The sequence below is a fragment of the Pseudovibrio sp. Ad5 genome (assembly GCF_001623095.1).
Classification (GTDB): Bacteria; Pseudomonadota; Alphaproteobacteria; order Rhizobiales; family Stappiaceae; genus Pseudovibrio.
The window spans coordinates 130192-152344 of record NZ_LMCH01000008.1; the positions used below are offsets into that span (position 1 = coordinate 130192).

Genomic DNA, 22153 nt, shown 5'->3' on the forward strand with positions numbered 1-22153 from the left:
TTTGCCTGAGGAGGAAGCTTATTCCGCAGGAACAGCACCAGCTGCTTCGCGGGACTGCCGGAGAATATCTTCGCCACTTGTTAAAGCGAAGTCCTCACGCATCCACTTGATGAATCCGTAAACCATATAGCTGATGATAAACATCAGTGGGATAGAGGTTACGATGGCACATGTTTTGATGGTGTTCAGTGGGGCGTCAATGAACATCATCGCAAGTGGAACTGCAGCCAGCATCACACACCAGAACAGGCGCAGCATTGGAGATGGCTCTTCGTTCTCTTTCAGACCCTTTGTAGAAGCCGCTGCCATGGTGAAGGCTGCAGAGTCCAGAGTGGTTGCCAGGAAGAGAACGGAGACCAGCGCAAACAGAACGATGAAGATCGCGCTGAGTGGCAGGGTGTTCATGACCTGAACAATCGCCTGATTTCCTTCGCCGGAAGCTACAAGACCAGCAACATCAACAAGACCGGTTACGTTTGCTGACTGAGACAGACCACCAAGGATACCGAAGAAGAAGAAGCAACCAGCACTACCGCTCAGCAGCATGTTCGTGATGACGCCGCGGATACTACGACCCTTGGAGATTTTGGTCACGAAGATGGATACGAACGGAGTGTAGGTGATCCAGTAGAGCCAGTAAAAGATTGTCCAACCTTCTGGGAAGCCGCCATTGTCAACCGGATCAGTGTAAAGGCTCATGCGGATGAAATCCTGGATCATGATGCCAAGACCATTCACCGTAGACTTCGCAATGAACATTGTTGGGCCAACCAGGAACACAGCAATACAGAAGCCGATTGCCAGATATGTGTTCATTGAGCTGATACGCGCCATACCCTTCTGAATGCCCACATATGAACTCAGAGAGAAGAATGCGGAGATAATCAGTATCAGTACCAGATTCACATTGAAGGTTGGTTCAATACCGATCAGAGAAGACAGGATCTCAGAAACCATCGGCACAGACACACCAAGTGTGATGGAAAGTGCACCGAAGATGGTGAAGATGAAGATCACGTCAATCACACGGCTGATCAAGCGCCAAAGCGGAGTTATCGGCTTGTCACCGCGGATAGCAGTACACACAGCTGAGAGGCTGAGACCAGGGTTCTTGCGAACGTGGAAGTGGTAAGCAACTGGCAGAGAGACAATGCAGTAAGCTGCCCAGGCGCTGAAGCCCCAGTGGAACAGGTTGTAAGCAGTGCCCAGCTCGTAAGCCGCAGTCGTACCAGTCTGAACTCCTAGAGGAGGGGCGTTGAAGTAATATGCCCACTCAGTAAAGGCCCAGTATACTGTTGCAGAACCCAGACCTGCACAGATCATCATGGAAACCCATGCGAATGTGCTGTACTCAGGGCTGCCTTCACCCAGACGGATATTGCCGTATTTGCTTATACCAAGCGCAGCCAGAAAGATAACTGATCCAAACACAAGCAGCAGCACAGGCGTGCCGAAGATCGCATTGAATGTACCGAACAGGTAGTTGGCTATCTCGTTGCCCTTTTCAGGGAAGATTGTCAGGCCAGCAACAATGGCGATGACAAACCCCAGACTTATTGAAAGCAGTAAGGTGTCTAATCTTTTCCCAGTGTTAGACATTTGTTATTCCTCCATCTTCAAGCGTAAGCAGGTTGTGCATTCACTTGATATTTTTTGATTAGGTCTTCGTTCAGCTCGATCCCAAGGCCTGGGCGATCAGGAACAACAAGCTGCCCCTCAGCGAAGACCACTGGCTCTTTAGCCAGCCCGTTACCCGCAACAAGCGGACTATTGCTCTGGGAGTATTCCATCAGGTTTCCTTGCTCGCAGGAGGCAAGGAAATGCACAGATGCAGCAAGCAGAATGTCTGTGCTGAACCCATGAGGAATGAGTTGGACACCGCGCATCTGCGCCATGTCATAAATCTTGCGCATCTCGGTGATGCCACCACAACGTGTAATGTCTGGTTGAATGATGTCTGGCTCACAACGCTCCAGCATGTCGTGGAACTCACGGCATGTGGTGAGCGCTTCACCGCCAGCAATTTTTTGAGATGCCTGAGCTCCAAGTTTCACATAGCCACGTTCATCGTCAGCCATGACGGGCTCTTCAATCCAGTGCAGATTGAAAGGTTCCAGACGCTTACACATATGCAAAGCATGAGAGGCAGTGCGCCATTTGGTGGCAAGATCGATCTGCAACTGTATATCTGGACCGATTGCTTCACGCACAACGCGTACAATCTCATAATCAGTGTCTGGATCATCACCCAGAATGCCGCCGCCAAATTTCAGGCTGGTGAAGCCCTTTGCGACCAGATCCTGTGCGATCTTGCGGTTGTCTTCTGGGTTATCTGCCGGGATGAAAGTGCCGTAAGCCGGAATCCGATCACGATACTTCGCTCCCAGCAGAATATGCAGTGGCACACCATAGTGCTTGGCGGAGATGTCCCACAGTGCAATATCGATAGCGCTCATGGCATGAATGCCAGCACCGCGACGACCAACATAGTTGCTGGACCAATACATCTTGTTCCATAAACGGCTGATCTCAAGTGGATTTTCGCCGATCAGCAGGGACTTCAGACCCGTGCAATACAAGTTGGACTGCGGTGCTTCAATGAGTGCTGCAATCACGGTTGGCGAGCTGTCTGACTCCCCAAGCCCCACCAGACCAGTGTCGGTGTGGATGCGTACGATCAGTGCATCTTCGCCCCACTCGCAATTTTGTGCGAGCAGCGGGACACGAAGATGGATGACCTCAACATCAGTGATCTTCATTTTATTCTCCCTGATGCGCAGGTCCTCAATGAAGGCCTGCGCGTTGTTTTAATTATTCTGCGGGGATGGAAAGCAAACGCTCGACGCGCTGATCTTTCTGAATGAGTGAGCAGTAAGCGTAGCCAAAGTCTTCGATGGCGGTTTTCTCGCCATTGATCACGCCTTCGAGTGTTTTCAGGATTTGTTCGGAGACATTCTCAAGGCTGTCTTCACCGCGCATGATGCCGGTTGCATCAATGTCGATGTCTTCATTGATCAGCTGACTGTTGCCACTGACGCGGATGACTGGAACAATCGGATTATTGAAACCAGCCCCACCAGTGGTCCAAAGGATCACCTGACAGCCGAGTGCTGCAAAATGCATCGCTGAGCCACCACAAAGCATTGTCGTTTCAGACAAGTACATGCCTGGAGCCTCTGGCTTTTCCAACTTAGTCGCATTGATGCGCAAGATATCCTGAATTGGCCTGGAGCCTGTTTTTGCAAGAGCGCCGAGTGACTTTTCTTCGATGGTTGTCAGGCCGCCAATGCTGTTACCAACACTCATGGTTTCAACCTGAGTGCCCTCAACGTGCCAACGCTTTTCTTCATCACTGATCAGCTGGCCGATCTTCTCAGAGACTTTTGAGGTGATAGCTCGTTCTTTGAGAATATGCTCACAGCCAAGCAATTCCAGAAGCTCACCGGCTACAACAGAGGCTCCCATATCAATCAGCTTATCCGCGGCAAGACCAACACTTGGGTTAGAAGCAATGCCAGAGCTGGTGTCTGAGCCACCACATTTGATACCCACCAGTAGCTTGCTGATTGGAGCATCAACCATCGGTGTTGCATCGGCATGCTCAACGATCTTGGCAATACGCTTCAACCCTTCGCGAATGGTCGAAACTGTTCCGCTTTCTTTAATGCAGGTGAGGGTCTCTACAGGACGCCCGGTTGCACGGATTGGCCCAGCCACAAGGTCAGGCGTAATGCTGCCACAACCCATATTGATCACCAGCGCCCCGGCGATGTTCGGGTTAGTCGCTGCGTTGATCATGGTGCCAATCATCTCTTCGTTGCCACCATACATGCAGGTATTGTAATTGGTGACGACAACAGTACCGGGCGTCTTCTCAGAGATCGCACGTGCGATGCCTTCTGCGCACTCATCGGCAGCGATAACCATGATGAGATTGCGGATGCCGACAGATCCATCTGCTCGCTGATAGCCTCTGAACGTCTGCATCAGTCCACCTCAATTTCCATTTGGGTGATGATTTCGTTGATCATCACCTCTGGAATATCCAGATTTAAGCTTCGAATGTTTTGAACGTGAGCAAGCTGGCCCTGAGGAACAGGTTTGATTGCTTTGCCGACTGCGACGCCGCCTTTAATCAGCTGGTCCTCTGGTTTCATGGGGCGCAGTGCGACTTTGTTGCCGAAGGGAATAGCTTGCAGAAGCTCCAGCTCTCCCAAGCTTTCGTTCTGTTCGGAGATCACCAGAACTGTCTCGCCCTTGCTGGCATTTTCCAGCAGGGTTGCAACATTGTCTGCAGCATTAAGGCGAAGTGCCTTGATCATAGTGTACTCCGTCGATTGTCCTACAATCGACTATTGCATAAAATACACATCAAGTCTTGAGAAAAATCAATATTGTCTGACAATCGAGGTAGTGGGGGAATTAATTATTAAAATTCAGCGACTTGGCTTTGAAAAATTTCGGGTGCTGGGGGCTGATGAATGTTCTCAGCTAGGAAGAACTAAGTAAAATCCAGCAGAAATACGGGCTTTTTTACAAAAAAAACACGGCGCAAAACCAAAAGCTTCACGCCGTGCCACCAAATGAGTCTCCCTGTTCTACCCAGGAAGGGATCAGCTATTTCCCCTAAAGTGGAGAAACGTCGACATAGACCTGATAGTCATAAATCAGAGTGTCATTGAGCTTCAAAACAGCTGAGAAAGGGATCTGGAGTGTGCTTTTGTCATGACGCGTATAATGCACCGCGCCTGTGCAAATGACTGTATCACCAATACTCCAGGCGTCTTTGAGTGTGTGTGACATAGCTGCGATGGATTGGAAAAAGGCTGTATTTGCATCGACAACCTGCTGGTAACCTGAAATCTCATCAAAATTCCCAAGTTGGAACCGTACGTCTTGTGCCAGAAAAGATCCGACAGCCTCAGCGCTCAAAGAGTCGACGGCTTGATAAAGCTTATTGGCAAAGTCGCGTGCATCTACGTGTGTCTTAGTGAGGGATGTCATTTTCTTTCCTATCGTTCTTTTAGGTTGGGAGAGTGGTTGCTGCATCTGAAAGGACAGTATTCAGGGAGCTCGAAGTTTCGTGAGTTGAATGTGTCCGTTTGTCAGTGCTAGCCCAAAGAACAGAACGGCAATAGCAGCGAAGATGGCCATGCTGATGGGTTCTGAAAACACCAGTGCAGCAACCAAAATACCTGAAACTGTGGCAAAATATCCGACTTGGCTGAAGCCAACACTGTCCGTTCTGTCTTGAATAAAGAACGTGAGAGCATAGCTCGCTGCACTAAGAAATCCGATGCCAAGGATGATCCACCAGATGTCCTGGATTGGCTCGACAAGCGCTGGCAGACTATCGCCAAGAAGAAGCAAAGGCAGCAGCAACAGCACTTGAGAGAACATGGTCCCGGTTGCAGTCCCAACTGAGGAGGCGTCTTTGGGATAGGCTTTGTTGCGGTAGATGTTTGCAATTGCCAGCGACATAGGCATGCCTGTCCCAATCAAAATCCAGATAGGATCAAACTGACTGACTTGAGCACTACTGAGTGTCACAAAACTAATCCCGGCAAGCCCAACCAAAATCCCGACAAGCCGCTGTGTTGCAATCAGCTTTCCGTCGACGATTGATGAGAGCACCGCCGTAATCAAAGGCGATAGAGTTACAAGAACAGTCAAAAGCCAGGCTGGAATATGCTGCAGGACTAGGTATGCAACCAGCGAAGGCACTGTGATCCCAAGGAAGCCATTGATGATGTAATACTTGATATGACGGCGTTTCAGCGAGAAGCTCTCATGCTTCAGATGAAGCAAGAGGTAGAGGAACAAACCCGCCAATAGTAACTGCGCAAATGTTGCGCTCAGTGCTGTGACCCCAGCTTTTGTCACAAGCTTGGCAAGTGCGTAATTAACGCCAACAATTGCCCCGATCAGGATGATGTAACCTGTTGGATTATTGTGCTTTCCAGTTTCCGTATAAGTTGCTTGACGATCCATTAGGCAACTCCTTTCTGGAAGACACCGGTTTGGTCATGACCGTGCGGTTTCAGAAGGTCCGGCTGCGGGCCAATTGAAACGATCCCTATGGGATTGAGATGACGGTGGCTGCGGAAATAATGCTCCCGCATACGTTGGAAATTCACTGTTTCTGCGATGCCAGGATGCTGGTAGAGCTCACGGAGATAAGAGCTGAGATTAGGATAATCTGTAATGCGTCGCAGATCGGTTTTAAAATGTGTCACGTAAACAGCATCAAACCGAATGAGACTAGCAAAAAACTTCCAGTCAACTTCGGTGATTTGAGCACCTGTCAGATAACGCCGAACACTTAGCTGAACCTCCAAAAGGTCAAGAGCTTCAAAGAGTTTAGAGACTGCAGCGTCATAGGCACTTTGAGAAGTAGCAAAGCCAGCGCGATAGACTCCAGAGCTCACGTTTTCCTGAATGAAGTCAGCACGTTCATCAATCTCACTCCGCAGTGCTGCCGGATAATAATTGGTGCTTGAGGAGGCCAGATCAGCAAAAGATGTGTTCAGCATCCGCATGATGTCCGCTGAATTATTGCTGATGATCTTGTTTGTCTTCTTGTCGACCAGGAGAGGGACCGTAAGCGCGCCGGTGTACTGGGGAAAGGTGCGTAAATAGACTTCAAAAATAAATGCGTCTCTTGGAACACCTGCTGCATCATCAAACAAGGTTTGGTCAATCTGCCATCCCTTATCCCCCATGACCGGATGCATCTCGCTGACAGAAATGATCCCCTGCAACCCCATTAATGATCGCATCACCATCACACGATGGCACCACGGACACGCATGTGATGTATAAAGATGGTAGCGATCTTCTTCCGCAGGAAACTCAGCAGCCACATTCGGTTCTATCCAGTTACGAATATCGCTGCTGATAGGGCGATAGGTTCCGTCACTACTTTTGGGTTTTTCATGCAGTTGCCCATTGATCAGCATCATAGCCATCGGACTGTCCTCTTCTTCTGAAGAGAACTTAATTGGTTTCCGATTTTATGATAATCATCTAATATGGAAACTTATTGGTGAGTAAAAGAGAACAACAAAGATAGGCAAATGGAACATATAGGTGCACTACCCGTTTTCGTAACGGTGGTTGAGCAAAAGGGATTTGCCGCTGCTGCTCGGCAACTCGGTGTCTCTAAGTCAGCTATCAGCAAGCGTATATCCTTGCTGGAGGAGCATCTTGGAGCTCGCCTTCTCCACCGCACTACTCGCAACATCAGCCTTACGGAAGCAGGAGAACTTTATTACACTCGTGCCGTAGACGCTTTGACTGCAGCGCAAGAAGCAGAAAGCGCTGTCGCACAGCTACAGGGCAAACCAAAGGGGCGACTAAAGATAAACGTTCCCATGACATTTGGCCGACTTCACATAGCTCCTCTGATCTCTAAGTTCCTCAAGAATAATCCAGAAATCAGCATTGATATGATCATGGAAGATCGCTTGGTTGATTTAGTTGATGGCGGATTTGATCTGGCAATCAGAGGAGGGCGCCTTCAGGACTCGTCCTTGATCGCTCGAAAAATAGCACCTTGCCGCAACGTGCTGGCAGCCTCTCCGGGGTATCTGGATGAGTTTGGAATGCCAGAAAACCCGGAAGATTTGCATCACCATAACTGCCTGCATTACGCATACTTTAGTGACCAGCAAGAATGGACATTAGAGGGTGCAGACGGGCCCATCAAAATCGAAGCCTCTGGAAATTTCCAGGTTAACAATGGCGACGCCCTCACAGTTGCTGTTTTAGGCGGTTGCGGAATCGGTCGACTGACCACCTTTGCAGCAGGTGATTATCTGAGATCAGGAGAATTACGCCAAGTCTTGCCGGAATACATCCTACCAACCCAAAACATGTACGCCGTCTACCCCGCCCGCCAATACCTCCCCACTAAAACCCGCAGCTTCATCGACTTCATCTCATCAGAAATCGGTGGCGATGAACCTTACTGGGATGACGGGCTCTACTCCTCCAACCTCTCAACATCAAACACCAGATAGAGCAGGTTTTTGCACCAGTGCATGACGGTTTTGCGTTCTTGTTCGTCTGCTGTGAGGGCGACGATGTTGAGGCAGGAGACGCTGATGAGGTTTTGGAGATAGGCGAGGCGGTGCGGGTTGTTTGGGAGTTGGCGGCCAAACTTTTCCTGGATACGGATGAAGCGTGCCAGAATTTGGTCCATGTGCGCTTCTTCTAGCTCTGACAGTTCTTTGGAGGAATTCATGGAGCGGCGAAGCTGCCAATGGCCTGCAGTGTTTGCTTGTGCATTGATTGCCATTTGCTCGAACATATCATCGATATAGTCCCGGATTGGCTCACTGCCATCATAGCGTGCATCCAGGTCATCCAGTCCGGTCAAAGCGTTTTCCAGCCAACGGCGAAACAGCTCATAAAGAATGGATTGCTTGTTGGGAAAGAAGTTGTAGAGCGACCCTACACTGACGCCAGCACGGCGGGCAATCTCATTGGTGTTGATCTTATCAACCTGACCTTCGCTCAGCATATCCAGTGTTGTCTGCAGGATAAGTTCGATTTTTTCTCGTGAGCGTTGTTGTTTGGCTTTCTTTCGCAAAGCGAGTGATTGCGCGTTCATGGATGGCATGGGCTGGCTGTCCTTTGTAAAGCTCGCTTTCCCGTGTTCTGCACAACAAGATTTCCGGTGGCAAGCCCTTAAGAAACAAATTAGCAGATATACTCACTGAATAACTTGACTTATAAAGTCATATTATTTATTGGAGTCAAAATCGAGTGATTGCTCAACTTTTTGGTCATTAGATCGGAAGTTGCTGTTAATTCTAAAAGTATTGAAAAATCAAATGATTGAGCTCCAACCAAATTAAACGTCAAGCCAGAAGCCAGACACCTTTGGAGCGATTATCAGTGGAATAGGTGTTTAAAACATGGGCATCCACTACAAGTCTGCGCTTCTGTCTGGCCCCTCTATTAGCTTGCTGCTGTTTGCTGGAATCGTGAATGCGCAAGAGGCGGGTCCTCCCAATCAAGATCTGGATGAAGTTGTTGTATACGGCTCTTCCGTTGCCGAAGACGCGTTGGCGCCGACCCTAGGTTATGTCCCAACTGAGACAGCGAGTGCTGGCCGTATTGGTTTGCCGATCGAGGAAACACCACGTTCTGTTTCGGTGGTTTCCTCTCAGCAGATGGAAGATCAGGGCGCCGAATCTATTGTAGATGCGATTTCCTACAGCGCTGGTGTTGTGCCTGCGATCTACGGATTTGATCTTCGTTACGATAACTATGCAATTCGTGGTTTTGAAAGCGCTGTTGGTGGGCTTAATTACCGCGATGGGTTGCCGTTGCGAATTTTTGCCTGGGGTGGCTGGAACATTGAGCCGTTTGGTGTCGAGCGCGTTGAAGTGTTGCGTGGCCCGTCCTCCGATTTGTTTGGTGCGAACCAGCCAGGCGGCCTGGTCAACACTGTCACCAAGCGCCCGCAAGAAGATTTTTCTGCGATTTTGCAAGCAACCTATGGAAACAATAACCGTAAACAACTTGCTGCAGACGTAACAGGTTCCCTCTCAGAAGGTTCTCCAATCAGCTATCGGTTGGTTGGAGTTGGCCGTTTGTCAGATACTCAAGTAGATCATGTGAATGATGACCGGTTCTATTTTGCTCCATCTATAACTGCGAAGCTTGGCGATCAAACCAAGCTTACATTGCTTGCTCAATACCAGAAAGATTTTCAGGGTGAGAGCTGGCAGATACTACCGCAACATGGAACTCTGCTCTCAAATAGTCAGGGTAGTTTCGACTACGACACATTTGCCGGTGATCCGGATCGCAAGGGGCTGAACCGTGACCAGCATTATGTTGGTTATGAGTTCGAGCATGCTTTTGCTGATAATTTGAAGGTTCTTCAAAAAGCACGTTTGGCCTACAACAAGATCAGTTATGACGGAGCCTATAATGGTGGGGCTTTGAATCTTGATGGTACGCCGGGCGTAGACACCGTTGTGTTAATTGCTAATGAGGTGGAAGAAGAAGGTTGGCAGGGTTCCGTCGATACATCGGTTCTCTATGATGCCAACTTTGGCGCGGTGGACACTCAATTCCTCTTTGGTCTTGATTTTCACAAGGGCAATTCTGATGCGGATTTAGGAAGCGGGTACACAGGCGAGAAAAATCTCTTTACTGGCAAGAAGACAAATCTTTTGCCTAGCCTTTTACCTCCTTCAAGCGCCTATCTTGTTGGTCATTACACCGGATACCAGAACCAGTCGGTTACACAAACAGGCCTCTACGCTGCCGCCAACTCAAAAATCTATGATAACTTCCGGCTCGATGTGAACTTGCGTCATGACTGGCTCGAAATGGACACCCAGAGCCTTCAAGCTCAGCCTGGGGCTGTTCGAACTCATGAAAAGACTTATGACAGAGCATTTACTGGGCGTGTTGGTCTATCATACGTGAGTGATTTTGGCCTCACTCCTTATGCAAGCTACGGAACGTCGTTTGATGCGCCGCCGTCTGGGGTTGATAACGTAACCAAGACGGTGTTTGAGCCTGAAACAGCGAGGCAAGTTGAAGTAGGTTTGAAATACTCGCCAAGCGATTTCAATGGCTTGTTCACATTAGCTGCATTCCAAATTACAAAAGACAATGCTGTGATCGCAGATCCAGAATACTTGCTTGGTAATACTCAAGTGGGCGAAGTTGTGGTCAAGGGATTGGAAGCAGAAGCGTCTGTTGAACTGTTCGATGGCTTCTCCGCTTTGGCGAGTTACTCCTACTTGAATTCTGAGATTACCAAATCTGATAAGTCAAATTTGGTTGGAAATCAGCTTGAACGTATTCCTGAGCACTCCGGTTCATTTTGGTTGAAGTATGATTTCAATGAAAGCAGTAGGCTTGATGGTCTCAGTATTGCAGCAGGAATGCGCTACTTAGGTGAGCGTTACGGTGATGTAAGAAATTCGATTGAGTTGGATCCTGTGAGCTTGTTTGATGCGTCCGTAAATTATCAATACAAGAATTTCAAAGTATCTTTGACAGGCAAAAACCTGGCGGACAAATCTTACATTAGCCACTGCGGTAAGGCTGTACTTTCCAGTTTCCCGTTGCCTGCAGGTATAGATGTGGACTCCCACAATTGCACATATGGCAAGGGACGTGAGCTGCGGTTGCAGTTGATGAGTACTTTCTAGAGCTTCTCAATCAGTAAATACGGTGATGCCACGGGCTTTTCAGTCCGTGGCTGGTTTTGTGAGAGTGACATGCAAACCATCCACGCAGGCATCAAAAAAATGAAGCTGCTGTTGTACTACACTGTGCTGTGTCTTGCCGTGCCTTTGCTGTGCCTTCAGCAGACGACAGCAGCTGAATTTCCAGCAGTGTTTGAACATCAGTACGGGACAACGACGGTCACTGCAGAGCCTAAGCGGATCGTTTCTGTCAGCTTCATTGGGCATGACTTCCTTCTGGCGTTGGGAGTGAGGCCGGTAGCGCTTCGGCGTTGGTATGGTAGCTACTCGAGTGGTGTCTGGCCTTGGGCGCAACCTGCTCTGGGGGATGCCAAGCCGACAGTCATGTGGGGTGAGATTAATGTGGAGCAGATCGCTGCTCTGAAACCTGATCTGATCCTGGGTTTGTGGTCTGGAATGACCCGTTCTCAGTACAAGATACTTTCGCAGATTGCGCCGGTTCTCGTGCCTGAAGAGCACTTCGGGGATTACGGTACGCCGTGGCAGCAGATGACGCGCACGATCGCGAAAGCTGTTGGACAACCTGAAAAAGGTGAGCAGGTGGTGCTGGATCTGGAAGCGCGCTTTGCGGCCATTAAGAAACGCAATCCGGCTTGGCTCGGCAAGTCTGCTGTGGTTGTGTGGCCGGGAGATATCGGGGCCTATCCCTCCTCAGACCTGCGAGGCCGTTTCCTGAGGGATCTTGGGTTTGTTGCCTCCGAAAAAGTAGAAGCGCTTGTTCGCAGTGATCTTTTTTATGTTCGTGTCTCGCCAGAGGATTTGGATCCGATTGATACGGATGTGCTGATCTGGCTCGACTTTGGCTCAGGTGCCTCCCAAATCAACGCTTTGCGGCTCCGACCAACAATGCGCGTCTACAATGAAGGCCGTGAGGTGGTGGCGACGCCTATGATCGCTGCTGCCCTCTCACATTCCTCACCGCTCAGTCTGAGCTTTGCTTTAGATCAGCTGGAACCACTGATCGCAGCGGCGATTGATGGCAACCCGGCAACACCTGTTGCAACTTCGGTTGAAGCAGGCATCACCCGTGCACAGCAAATGGAGGGGCAGTGATGTTTGCTGAATCCGCTCAACGAGTTGGGACTGGTGATAGTCTTGCTAACTCCGGTCAGTCTCGTGGTGGCTGGTCACTTGCGTTTGTAGCCATTTTGATTGCTTTGTCTGTGGTGTCGCTTGGTGCAGGTGTGCGGGCAGTTCCACTCTCGGCAATCAGTGATGCTTTGCTGGCAACTGATCTGAATAATCCGGATCATATTGTGATTTTGGAAATGCGTGTGCCGCGGCTCATCGGTGCGCTGTTGATTGGTGCATCTCTGGCAATGGCTGGTGCCATCATGCAGACCGTAACCCGCAACCCGCTGGCTGATCCGGGACTGTTCGGTGTGAATGCCGGTGCCTCCATGGCCGTTGTGCTTTCCATTTGGGGACTTGGCATTTCAGCTGCCGGAATGTTCATCTGGCCTGCAATGGCTGGTGCATTTGTGGTGAGCATTGCGGTGTACGGGCTTGCCAATCTGGGGCAGGGCGGTGCCAGCCCTTTGCGTATGGCTTTGGCTGGAGCTGCTGTCAGCTCGTTCCTTTTGGCATTGGTGCGCGGTGTATTGCTGGTCAGCCAGCAAACGCTGGAGACCTATCGCTTCTGGGTCGTTGGGTCACTGCAAGGTGTGAAGCCGGAAATCCTACTCCAACTCTGGCCGTTCTTTGCAGTTGGTTTTCTGGCCTGTCTTATTCTTGGGCGTTGGCTCAACGCTTTATCGCTTGGTGAGGATTTAGCGAAGTCCCTTGGCACCAAAATGGGCCTCGTCAAAGGACTGAGTTTGTTTGCCGTGGTCTGCCTTTCGGGCGGGTCCGTCGCATTGGCTGGGCCAGTCGCGTTTGTAGGGCTTATTGTGCCGCATGTTGCACGACGTTTTAGTGGAGCGGACAGCGCTTGGTTGCTGCTGTTCTCAGCTCTGCTGGGCGCGCTATTTGTGCTTTCGGGAGATATCCTTGGCCGAATAGTGCTCGAAGGCCGCGAGTTGCAAATTGGGGTCACAGTGGCCTTGGTCGGTGGCCCGTTCTTCATCTACCTCATCAGAAAAACAAGGATGATGTCTCCATGAAATTGCTCAGTCATCATCTCGTCATTCCGCTACCCGGTGGTGCATTGCTCATGCGCAAGCGCAGCGCTGTGGTTGGTATAGTCTTGCTAACACTCAGCCTTATTTCGGTGATTGCTGCGCTTTGGCTTGGAGCCTATCCCATCGCGGCAAGCCGCATCCTTCCGCTGTTTTTCAGCGGGGAGGGCGGTGTAGACCAGCTCATCCTGCTGGATGTGCGGATGCCGCGTATTCTCGTTGGGGTGTTTGTGGGCGGTCTTATGGGCATGTCCGGTGCAATCTTTCAGGCACTTATGCGCAACCCGTTGGCATCACCAGATGTGCTCGGGTTCAATGCAGGTGCTGCGTTTGGCGCATTACTGACGATCTTCCTGTTTGGATCGGCCGCCTACGTGTTCTGGGGTGCTGTGGCTGGTGGTGTGCTGACGGCGCTTCTTGTTGTTGCACTGTCCTGGCACCGCGGCTTGGATCTGTTCCGGTTGATCATGGTTGGCATTGGTATTGGGTTCACCTTGCTGGCATGCGCTGACTTCCTCATGTCGCAGCTTGATATTCAGCGCGCATCTGACATGGCCAAGTGGCTTGTTGGCAGCCTTGGGCAAGTGCAGCGCGAAGATATTGCTCCTGTTGCTGTTGCATTTGTGGCTTTGGGCTCACTGGGTATTGTGTTGCAGTACTTTTTGGACAGGCTCGCCTTTGATGAGGATCTGGCAACCGGGCTTGGTCTTAAAGTGAATGGCCTTCGACTGCTCATGGTTGCTGTTGCTGTGGTCATGACCGCGACAGCTGTCGCGGTTGCTGGCCCAATTCCCTTTGTGGCGTTCGTCTCCGGCCCCATAGCACGTCAGCTTTCCCGGACTCCATCATCAGCGCTCATCCTTGCTGCTGGGATTGGCATTCTCGTCACTTTGTTATCTGACACCGCAGCACGCACATTGGTTGCAGCCTTCCAAATGCCAACCGGTGTTTTTACAGCTCTGATCGGTGCTCCCTATCTCATTTGGTTGCTTGCCCGGCAGGCGAAACGGAACCTCATCTAATGCTTGATCCTAAAGAACACACACCGTTAGAGGCCAGGGGTCTTGGGCTTTCGTTTGGATCTCATAGTGTCCTGAAAGACTTTAACCTGACTATTCCAAAGGGGCAGATCTCTGTCGTAATCGGCCCCAATGCCTGCGGAAAATCAACGCTTCTACGATCATTAGCCCGGCTGGAAAGGCCGAGTGCTGGCACTGTATTGCTGGATGGCAAATCCATCCATAAGCAGCCCACCCGCGAGGTTGCCAAGCGTCTTGGCATATTGCCCCAGATGCCTGTCGCGCCTGAAGGTATCACCGTCGGTGATCTGGTAAGCCGAGGCCGCACGCCTCACCAGTCTGTTTGGCGCCAATGGTCCCGGCAGGACGAAGTGGCCATTCAAAATGCGATGGATATGACAAAAGTGACTGAGCTGCGAGACAAGCCTTTCAGCTCGTTGTCAGGTGGGCAGCGTCAACGTGTGTGGATTGCGATGGCTCTGGCACAGGAGACCGATCTGCTGTTGCTGGATGAACCAACAACCTTTCTTGATCTCGCCCACCAGATTGAACTGCTTGAGCTGTTGAAGCGATGCAATGGAGAACAGCAGATGACAATCGTTGCTGTGTTGCACGATATCAACCTCGCAGCGCGCTATGCCCACCATCTCATCGTGATGAAGGGTGGGCAGATTGAAGCGCAGGGCAATGCAGCCGAGGTCATCACACAAGACATCATGAAATCAACCTTCGGTCTGGAATGCTACGTGATGCCCGATCCGGTGAAGGGAACCCCGCTGGTTGTTCCAGCTTGATGCCAACAATATTTCGATAAAACAAGACGAGCACTTTGATGACAACCACTGCAACAGAACTTCATAGGATCGAAAGCCTCCTTCCCGGTATCGAGTTTGCCAAAGCCATTGAGCTTTTTGCTGCCGAAGCAAAGCTCCATAATCTGACGCTGGAAGAAATTACCAGTTCCCATTACTGCGTGAATTCTCCTGTCGGAATGGTTGAGTTTCTGAAGGCAGATACAGAGGCGAAGCTGGTGATTTCAGCACCATCTCAAGAGGCACTGCATCTGGTCAAAGAGAGTGTCGAGCATCTTATTGGCCACATTGACATAAACATTCCACCTCAGATGGTCTGGAGCGGGGATTTTACAGCAGGCGTTCACCCGCCCAACTTTCTCGAAGTTCAGGTTGTCAGAACAGCGGCTTTCAGCTCCAATTTCATACGGGTAACCGTTGCAGCGAAGGGAATTGAGCGCTTCTTTGAAGGTGGGTTGCACTTCCGTCTGTTGTTCTCGAAAAATCTGGGTTTTGAAGCCAGATGGCCCTATTGGGATGACAAAGGCCGCACGGTCTGGCCTGAGGGTGATTATGAATTGATGCGCCCTGTCTACACTGTTCGCCAGTTCGATAAGTCAGCACAGACTATCGACTTTGATGTTTTCCTGCATGAAGGCGGGCCGACAGCGGAGTGGGCAGCTCGCGTTAACGAAGGGGACAAGGTTGGTCTGCTTGGCCCTGGTGGCGGGTGGATTCCGGAGGCCAAGTATCTGTTGCTGGCTGGAGATGAAACAGCCATTCCAGCCATCTCACGCATTCTCGAAAGTTCTCCTGCAGGTACGAAAGGTGCGGTGATCATCAGTGTTTCAAAAAAAGGTATGGAAGCACCAATCCCGTTATCTGAGACAATGAGCCTTGAATGGATTTATCGGGATGCTCATGGTCATGACGGATTATTTGATGCTGCAAAACGAGTGGAAATTCCTGAGGTTCAGGAGGCATTCTTCTGGTTTGCTGCGGAAAAGAAAACTGCCAAGAAAGCGCGCAAGTATTTCCGTAATGAAGTTGGTTTCAAAGCCGATAATTGCTACATCGCGGGGTTTTGGGAGGAGGAATAAGCTCTCCTAAAACCCAAAGAGCTTTGCGCCTTGGTAAAACAGGAATGACACCAGCCAGGCATAGCTTAGAGACAAGATCAGCGAGAAACTGGTGAACTGCCATGACTTTCCTTCTGAATGCACCGTCGCAATGGTTGTTAGACAAGGCGTGTAAAGCAGGCAGAACAAGCAGAAACTATAGGCTTCCAGCGGTGTGACACTCACCGAAATGGCTTGAGAAACACCACTGGCAGATAGTGCGTAGATTGTAGACAAAGATCCGATGACGATCTCTTTGGCGATGAAACCGAAGATCAGTGCCAGAGTAAGATACGGATTGATGCCGATTGGCTCCATGATCGGCTGAAGCAAAACGCCCAGTTGGCCGCCATAGGTATTCAATCCTTCTGCGCCAACTGGCAGGTTCGTCAACAACCAAACCAGAATGCAGCCGATGATAATAAACCGTGAAGCTCTTCTGATGAACTCACGCACCTCACCCCAACCTCTGAGTAAAACTTGTTTGACTGTCGGAATCCGATAGGGGGGTATCTCCAACAAGAAGGGTTCCTGGCTCTTGAACTGCTTGGAAAAGCTAAAGATGGCGGCCGTTGAAAATGCGGCGAGGAAGCTGATCACGTAAAAGGAAAATAACACTAGTGCACCTTTGGAACTGGGAAAGGTGGCACTGATAATAAAAACGAACACAGCAAGGCGCGCAGAGCAGAGTGAAAATGGAATAACCAGCATAGCCAGCAGGCGCAAGGAGCGGGTACGCATGACCCGCGTGCCCATTAATGCGGGTACATTGCAACCGAACCCCATCATTTGCATCGCAAAAGCGCGGCCATCCAGCCCAACGCGGCGCATCAGAGCATCCATCAAAAAGGCAGCACGCGCCAGATACCCGCTATCTTCAACAGCGGCCATGCAAAAGAAAAAGAGCACAAGAAGCGGCACAAATGATGCGACCGTCGACAGACCAAGCCATATGCCATTGATCAAGAAGCTATTGAGCCAGACAGGCGCCCAGGCCAAACCCGGCTCCAGCAGTATCGTTTGTACCCAGTCAGCACCTCGGCTCACAAGATCCTGAGAGGGAAGGCCAATCTCCCAGATCACGGAGAAGATAACCAGCATGCTGAGAAAGAACATGGGCAGGCCCAGCAGCGGATGCAAAAACAGCTGATCCAGCTTTTCCGTCAGTGTTTTCGGCCAGATTTTGGGAAGAGTCACGCAACCTTTCAAAGCATCATCGAGCGTTTCCTCAGTCATCAGTGTTTTGAACAGCGAGTCATAGTCCGCCAGAACTGGCTTGCTGGCAAAGTCAGAGCTTAAACTGTCTGAGACTTGTTTCATGGCATCGTCAAAGCCAGTGCCGTATTTGGCGCTAATCAAAGCCACCGGCATCTTGAGAGAATTCTGCAACTGCTCAAGATCAAACGTGATGCCGAGCTTATGAGCTTCATCACACATGTTGAGCATGACAACAGCAGGCAGTCCCAGCGCCTTCACCTGCAAAGGCATCAGGATCTGTCGTTCAATCTGCGCTGCATTGATAACGATGATAACCAGATCAATCGGAAATTTTGTCAAAAACCGGTTCACGACGGCTTCGTCTTCAGATCCGCCCTCCAGATTATAAATACCCGGCAGGTCAACATATTCCACGTTTCGCCCCGCTAAAGGCACGCGCGCACGCATCACATTAACGGTGATCCCCGGCCAGTTGCCAACGGAGGCACGGGCATTGGTGATGCGATTAAACAGCATGGATTTGCCAGTGTTTGGCTGACCGATAAGTGCAATACGTGGGGTACTCTGGGCACCTGCCTCAGGCCGAGGGTTCATCGCCTTTGATCTCCTCCACAACAACGCAACGTGCTTCAGAACGTCGGATCGCAACCTGTGTTACCTGATTGACACGAAGCAACATGGGGCCACCCAACCAAGCCAGCCGTATAACGCTGACTTCCTTTCCAATGTTGATCCCCAGCGCGTTCAGGCGAACGACCAGAGCGCGTCCATCAGATGTTTCCTCGCTCTCGATTTCTCGCACAATGGCTCTTTCGCCTTTGAGAAGGTGATCGAGACTGCGGGTTTTCGGTGCACTGCTCATAGTCTGTTCTTGGGGCGTTGGGATGAAGTTGAGGTTTAAACTCATAAATACACAAGCTCCTCTCAGCAAACTGGTTAGAAGCGTGTTGCCGCTGGCTTGAAAACTTAGCTAAAGCAGAAATTATTGTAATTTCTCCGTAAGATCTAATTGCGAATAACTTGCAAGTAGTGATTGAAAATATGAGTGTAATTCTCTAGTTAAAAATCATTAGTTGGTTAGCCAGAACGACTCGTTCGAGCCAGGCCGTTGAGTGCTAGGTAGAAAATGGCTAACGACAGCAGTGCCCATATTGCAGGGCAGGCGCGCGCAACTTCACAAAACGAGCAAGGTGATCGTACAGCCCGTTCAGTCATTGTCGTGCTGGCGGGGCTTTATGTAGCTCAGGCTATTCCGGTTTATCTTGTCGCTGCAGCCATGCCGGCGATCTTCCGCGCACAAGGCATCAGTCTTGTCAGCATTGGCTCTATGGCACTTTTGATGCTGCCCTGGGTTATCAAATTCCTCTGGGCGCCAATTGTTGACCGTTATTCCTTCGCTGCCTTTGGAAGACGTCGAAGCTGGATCATCCCGATGCAGCTTATCTCCGTGGGCATCATTACTTATCTTTCAACACTCAATGTCGCCGAGCAACTGCACATCCTGTTTCCATTACTGATGGTTCTGGCGCTGTCCTCCTCTACACAGGACATTGCGACAGATGGCTTTGCCGTTGAACACCTCGCCCCGAAAGACCAGCCTCTTGGCAATGCAGTCCAGGGAGGCAGTGTTGCCGCGGGTGTGTTGATCGGTGGTTCTCTGTCCCTGTTTCTGCATGATCTGTGGGGGTGGAGCTTTGCTCTTAAAACAGCTGCTGGTCTGTCATTTCTCACTTTGCTGCCACTGCTCTTCTTCAGAGAAAACCCACGGAAAGACAAAGGTGTCGATGGAGAAAGCAAGCCACGGCCATCGATCATTGGATTTGTAAAGCGCAACAACACGTTGATGCTGTTGTTTTTTGCACTGTTGTTCCGCCTGCCTGAGGGGCTCGTCAAAGGCGTTGAGCAAGCGTTTCTGGTGGACTTCGGCTTTTCTCTTTCTCAGATCGGATTGGTTAGCGGAGGCGCAGCCGCTTGCGTTGGCTTGGGCGGTTCAGCGATTGCTGTGGTGCTGATCAAACGAGCTGGCCTGATGCAGTTCCTCTGGCTTATTGGTACTTTGAGGACTTTGTGTTTCCTCGGCTACGCATCTGTAGCGTTGCTGGACTATCGCGGAGTTGCAGTGCTCGTTGGCCTTTCTGCCGCCAACACCTTCATCCGCTACATGGAAATTGTCGGTCTTTACAGCGCATTCATGCGCGTCAGTTCGCTCAAGCAAGCTGGTACCGACTTCACTATTCTCAGCTGCGCAAATCTATTCGTCTACATGCTGGGTAGCGTAGCTGCTGGCTTTATCGCGCAGCATTCCGGCTACGGCATCCTCTTCTCGCTCGCAACTGTCTGCTCAGTCGCAGGTATTTTGGCGAGCATGCACTTCTTCAAAAAAGCATCCATCGGCAAGGGGCAACAAACTGCCGAAGATGCAGATCTTTCAACAACATCACTGATAAAAACTTAGGGGGCAATATGAAACGCGTCGCTATGGGGAACAAAGGTTCCTTCGCGCGAGTGCTACTGTGCACTGTCGCGCCTTTCGCAATGTTTCAAACAACATCCATCGCAACCGCACAGGATGCCATCGAAGACGACACCGACCTAACCGTCGTCGTAACTGCCAGCCGTACCGAGGAATCCATCTCTTCCATCCCAGGCACGGTGCAGGTGATCTCTGGTGAGGAACTACAGCAAGCCGTCGCTGCCAATGGCGATATTACGACTGCGTTGGGGCGTTACATTCCGGGTTTGAACCTCAGCAATGATACACTGAGCGGATTAGGGGAAACTTTCCGCGGGCGCTCGTTGCAAGTACTGGTAAATGGCAGCCCGCGCACATCTTCGCTGCGTAAAGTGAATCGCGTTCTAAGCCTCATTGATGCAGATAGTATTGAACGCATTGAAATTATTAACGGTGCAAGTGCTGTTTATGGTGACGGCGGTACAGGCGGTATCATCAATGTCATTACTAAGAGTGCCGATAAAGAGGGCTTCAGTGGGTCTTTCTCCACGACCATCTCTGCTAGTGAGCGCAATATTAAGGATAGTGCGCATGTGCTCACGAGTGCTGAGGCTGGATACCGGAAAGATGGCAAGAGCATTCAACTGAATGGCCAGTTCAAAAACACGGGTGATTTGTTTGCCGGAAACGGCACGCGCGTGCCAGAAGATCCGGCAACTGGGCAGGGTGGTGGCTCTGGTATCGAGCAATACAATATCTCTGGTCGTGTTGGTTTTGAAGCGGAGCGATTTGATGTCTCGATTTACGCCAATCTGCTCAAAATGGAGCAAGATATCGAGTTCTACTCTGATTTCACATCGGACCCGGTTTCTCAAAACACCAGCGATCCCTATAAAGGGCTGAGCCCGATGGAAGACGCCAAGAACCTGACCGCGACATTAAATGTCTACGATCTGGGGCTTTTCGGTGATGCCAATGTAGAACTTTTTTTCAACGATACTGAAAGACGTTCGGCTTTGGTTCCATTAAGTGACGCTAATCCGTTCACTTATTCTCCAGATCCGGACCGTTCTCAAAACTCAGTATTCATGAAGCAGGTTGGAGTTCGCACAACATTTGATCGCGATCTCAGTAACTTTTACGAAGGGTTGGAGTTCAGCTACGGGGGCGATTTTACCTACGAAGATGTAACCCAGAAGCTACCTGATGGCCGTGATATCATTGGACCAATGGAGCAAAACTCCTTTGCAGTCTTTGGACAGCTTAAAGTCCCTCTCGGGGAGATGTTCGAACTGCGCGGTGGCCTTCGTTATCAACGCTATGATTTGAGCGTAGGTGATTATACACGGCCTGTTGGCACTTATTACTATCAAGGTCGGCATATCCCTGTTGCAGAAGCAAGTGTCAAAGGTGGGGATGCAGTTTATGATGCTACGGTCTTTAATCTCGGTGGTGTGATGCATCTTAATGATGATCTGGATTTGTTTGCAGGTTTCTCTCAAGGGTTCTCTGTACCTGATGTCGGAGGTTTCACTCGTCGGTCTCTGGACAACACAAACCCGGGTCGTACAGAATTCGACTTTTCTGATTTGAAGCCAGAGGCAGCCATCGTCAACAACTATGAAGTGGGTACGCGCTTCAATGATGGCAAATATTCCCTTGCTGCTTCTGTTTATCTCTCAACAACGGATAAAGGTCTCACATTCAACCCATCTGCAAGCGCTCTCAGGCAGAGAAAAGAACGTATTTGGGGAGCTGAACTCAATGTCAAAGCCGCTGTAAATGCATATTGGGATCTTGGTACTGTCCTTGCCTACAAAGAAGGTGTTTATGATTATGATGAGGATGGCGACCTTGACGACGCGTTGCCGAATAATCGCATTGGTTCCCCATTCCAGGCGACCCTTTATACAGACTACCGCTTTGAGAATGGCTTGAGCCTTCATGGCGAAGCAATCTACGGCTCGGGGCGAGATGTTGATGACGGGAACCCGCAGTCAGAAGATCTAAAGCTGAAGCAGACATTCACTGTCAATGCAGGCGCCAAATACGCTGCAGATTTTGGGACTGTGAAGTTTGGTGTAGAAAATGTGTTTGATACCAAGCAGACCAATGTAACAGCAAGCTCCGGCCGCAACCGCAACGTCCTAGCCGAAGGCCGCCGTGTCTTCTTGCAGTACACCAAGACGTTTTAAGTT

The 22153-nt window shown here is 50.3% G+C and carries 19 protein-coding genes; 9 read left to right on the forward strand and 10 right to left on the reverse strand.

The window, feature by feature from the left end; translation table 11 throughout:
• Positions 1-18 precede the first annotated feature (18 nt).
• The 7 genes from PsAD5_RS05760 to PsAD5_RS05790 all read right to left on the reverse strand — a co-directional run bounded on the left by PsAD5_RS05760 (position 19) and on the right by PsAD5_RS05790 (position 6968).
• Positions 19-1599 carry a BCCT family transporter gene (locus PsAD5_RS05760; protein ID WP_057462841.1) on the reverse strand — a complete coding sequence of 527 codons (1581 nt, stop codon included), beginning with the start codon at positions 1597-1599 and terminating at the stop codon, positions 19-21.
• 17 nt (positions 1600-1616) lie between these two features.
• Entirely contained in the window at positions 1617-2759 is a 1143-nt protein-coding gene (locus PsAD5_RS05765; protein ID WP_057462840.1) for a mandelate racemase/muconate lactonizing enzyme family protein, read from the reverse strand.
• A gap of 52 nt (positions 2760-2811) precedes the next feature.
• Positions 2812-3987, reverse strand: a complete 1176-nt coding sequence (locus tag PsAD5_RS05770) for a UxaA family hydrolase (protein ID WP_063291387.1) — start codon at positions 3985-3987, stop codon at positions 2812-2814.
• Positions 3987-4322, reverse strand: a complete 336-nt coding sequence (locus tag PsAD5_RS05775; RefSeq protein WP_063286819.1) for an SAF domain-containing protein — start codon at positions 4320-4322, stop codon at positions 3987-3989. Before PsAD5_RS05775 ends, PsAD5_RS05770 begins: the two co-directional genes overlap by 1 nt.
• 304 nt (positions 4323-4626) lie before the next feature.
• A complete protein-coding gene (locus PsAD5_RS05780) occupies positions 4627-5004 on the reverse strand; it encodes a nuclear transport factor 2 family protein (RefSeq protein WP_063291388.1) in 378 nt (125 codons plus the stop codon).
• A 60-nt stretch (positions 5005-5064) separates the two neighbouring features.
• A complete protein-coding gene (locus tag PsAD5_RS05785; RefSeq protein WP_063291389.1) occupies positions 5065-5991 on the reverse strand; it encodes a DMT family transporter in 927 nt (308 codons plus the stop codon).
• Positions 5991-6968, reverse strand: a complete 978-nt coding sequence (locus PsAD5_RS05790; RefSeq protein WP_208988503.1) for a glutathione S-transferase family protein — start codon at positions 6966-6968, stop codon at positions 5991-5993. The genes PsAD5_RS05785 and PsAD5_RS05790 overlap by 1 nt, the downstream gene beginning before the upstream one ends.
• A gap of 108 nt (positions 6969-7076) precedes the next feature.
• Here PsAD5_RS05790 and PsAD5_RS05795 point away from each other — a divergent pair, with 108 nt between their 5' ends.
• On the forward strand, positions 7077-8021 hold the full coding sequence (locus tag PsAD5_RS05795) for a LysR family transcriptional regulator (RefSeq protein WP_063291390.1): 945 nt from the start codon (positions 7077-7079) through the stop codon (positions 8019-8021).
• Here PsAD5_RS05795 and PsAD5_RS05800 read toward each other — a convergent pair.
• Entirely contained in the window at positions 7985-8623 is a 639-nt protein-coding gene (locus PsAD5_RS05800) for a TetR/AcrR family transcriptional regulator (protein WP_063291391.1), read from the reverse strand. The two genes, PsAD5_RS05795 and PsAD5_RS05800, sit on opposite strands and share 37 nt — an antisense overlap.
• Before the next feature lie 298 nt (positions 8624-8921).
• Here PsAD5_RS05800 and PsAD5_RS05805 point away from each other — a divergent pair, with 298 nt between their 5' ends.
• From PsAD5_RS05805 to PsAD5_RS05830, 6 genes are all read left to right on the forward strand, one after another.
• Entirely contained in the window at positions 8922-11183 is a 2262-nt protein-coding gene (locus PsAD5_RS05805) for a TonB-dependent siderophore receptor (protein ID WP_063291392.1), read from the forward strand.
• 69 nt (positions 11184-11252) lie between these two features.
• Positions 11253-12293: an iron-siderophore ABC transporter substrate-binding protein gene (locus PsAD5_RS05810; RefSeq protein ID WP_063291393.1), complete on the forward strand. Its 1041-nt coding sequence runs from the start codon at positions 11253-11255 to the stop codon at positions 12291-12293.
• Positions 12293-13342 (forward strand): FecCD family ABC transporter permease, encoded by a 1050-nt coding sequence (locus PsAD5_RS05815; protein ID WP_063291394.1) that lies wholly within the window; start codon positions 12293-12295, stop codon positions 13340-13342. Before PsAD5_RS05810 ends, PsAD5_RS05815 begins: the two co-directional genes overlap by 1 nt.
• Positions 13339-14379 (forward strand): FecCD family ABC transporter permease, encoded by a 1041-nt coding sequence (locus PsAD5_RS05820; protein ID WP_063291395.1) that lies wholly within the window; start codon positions 13339-13341, stop codon positions 14377-14379. The genes PsAD5_RS05815 and PsAD5_RS05820 overlap by 4 nt, the downstream gene beginning before the upstream one ends.
• Complete coding sequence (locus PsAD5_RS05825) at positions 14379-15170, forward strand: ABC transporter ATP-binding protein (protein ID WP_063291396.1); 792 nt, start codon at positions 14379-14381, stop codon at positions 15168-15170. Before PsAD5_RS05820 ends, PsAD5_RS05825 begins: the two co-directional genes overlap by 1 nt.
• Before the next feature lie 38 nt (positions 15171-15208).
• Complete coding sequence (locus PsAD5_RS05830) at positions 15209-16267, forward strand: siderophore-interacting protein (protein ID WP_063291397.1); 1059 nt, start codon at positions 15209-15211, stop codon at positions 16265-16267.
• A gap of 6 nt (positions 16268-16273) precedes the next feature.
• Here the strand turns inward: PsAD5_RS05830 and feoB are convergent, their stop codons facing one another.
• Positions 16274-18097 carry a ferrous iron transport protein B gene (gene feoB / locus PsAD5_RS05835; RefSeq protein WP_057462828.1) on the reverse strand — a complete coding sequence of 608 codons (1824 nt, stop codon included), beginning with the start codon at positions 18095-18097 and terminating at the stop codon, positions 16274-16276.
• Entirely contained in the window at positions 18081-18365 is a 285-nt protein-coding gene (locus PsAD5_RS05840; RefSeq protein WP_208988504.1) for a FeoA family protein, read from the reverse strand. The genes feoB and PsAD5_RS05840 overlap by 17 nt, the downstream gene beginning before the upstream one ends.
• Positions 18366-18629: 264 nt before the next feature.
• Here PsAD5_RS05840 and PsAD5_RS05845 point away from each other — a divergent pair, with 264 nt between their 5' ends.
• Positions 18630-19958 carry an MFS transporter gene (locus PsAD5_RS05845; protein ID WP_063291399.1) on the forward strand — a complete coding sequence of 443 codons (1329 nt, stop codon included), beginning with the start codon at positions 18630-18632 and terminating at the stop codon, positions 19956-19958.
• A gap of 8 nt (positions 19959-19966) precedes the next feature.
• Positions 19967-22150 (forward strand): TonB-dependent receptor, encoded by a 2184-nt coding sequence (locus tag PsAD5_RS05850; protein ID WP_208988505.1) that lies wholly within the window; start codon positions 19967-19969, stop codon positions 22148-22150.
• Positions 22151-22153: the final 3 nt, after the last annotated feature.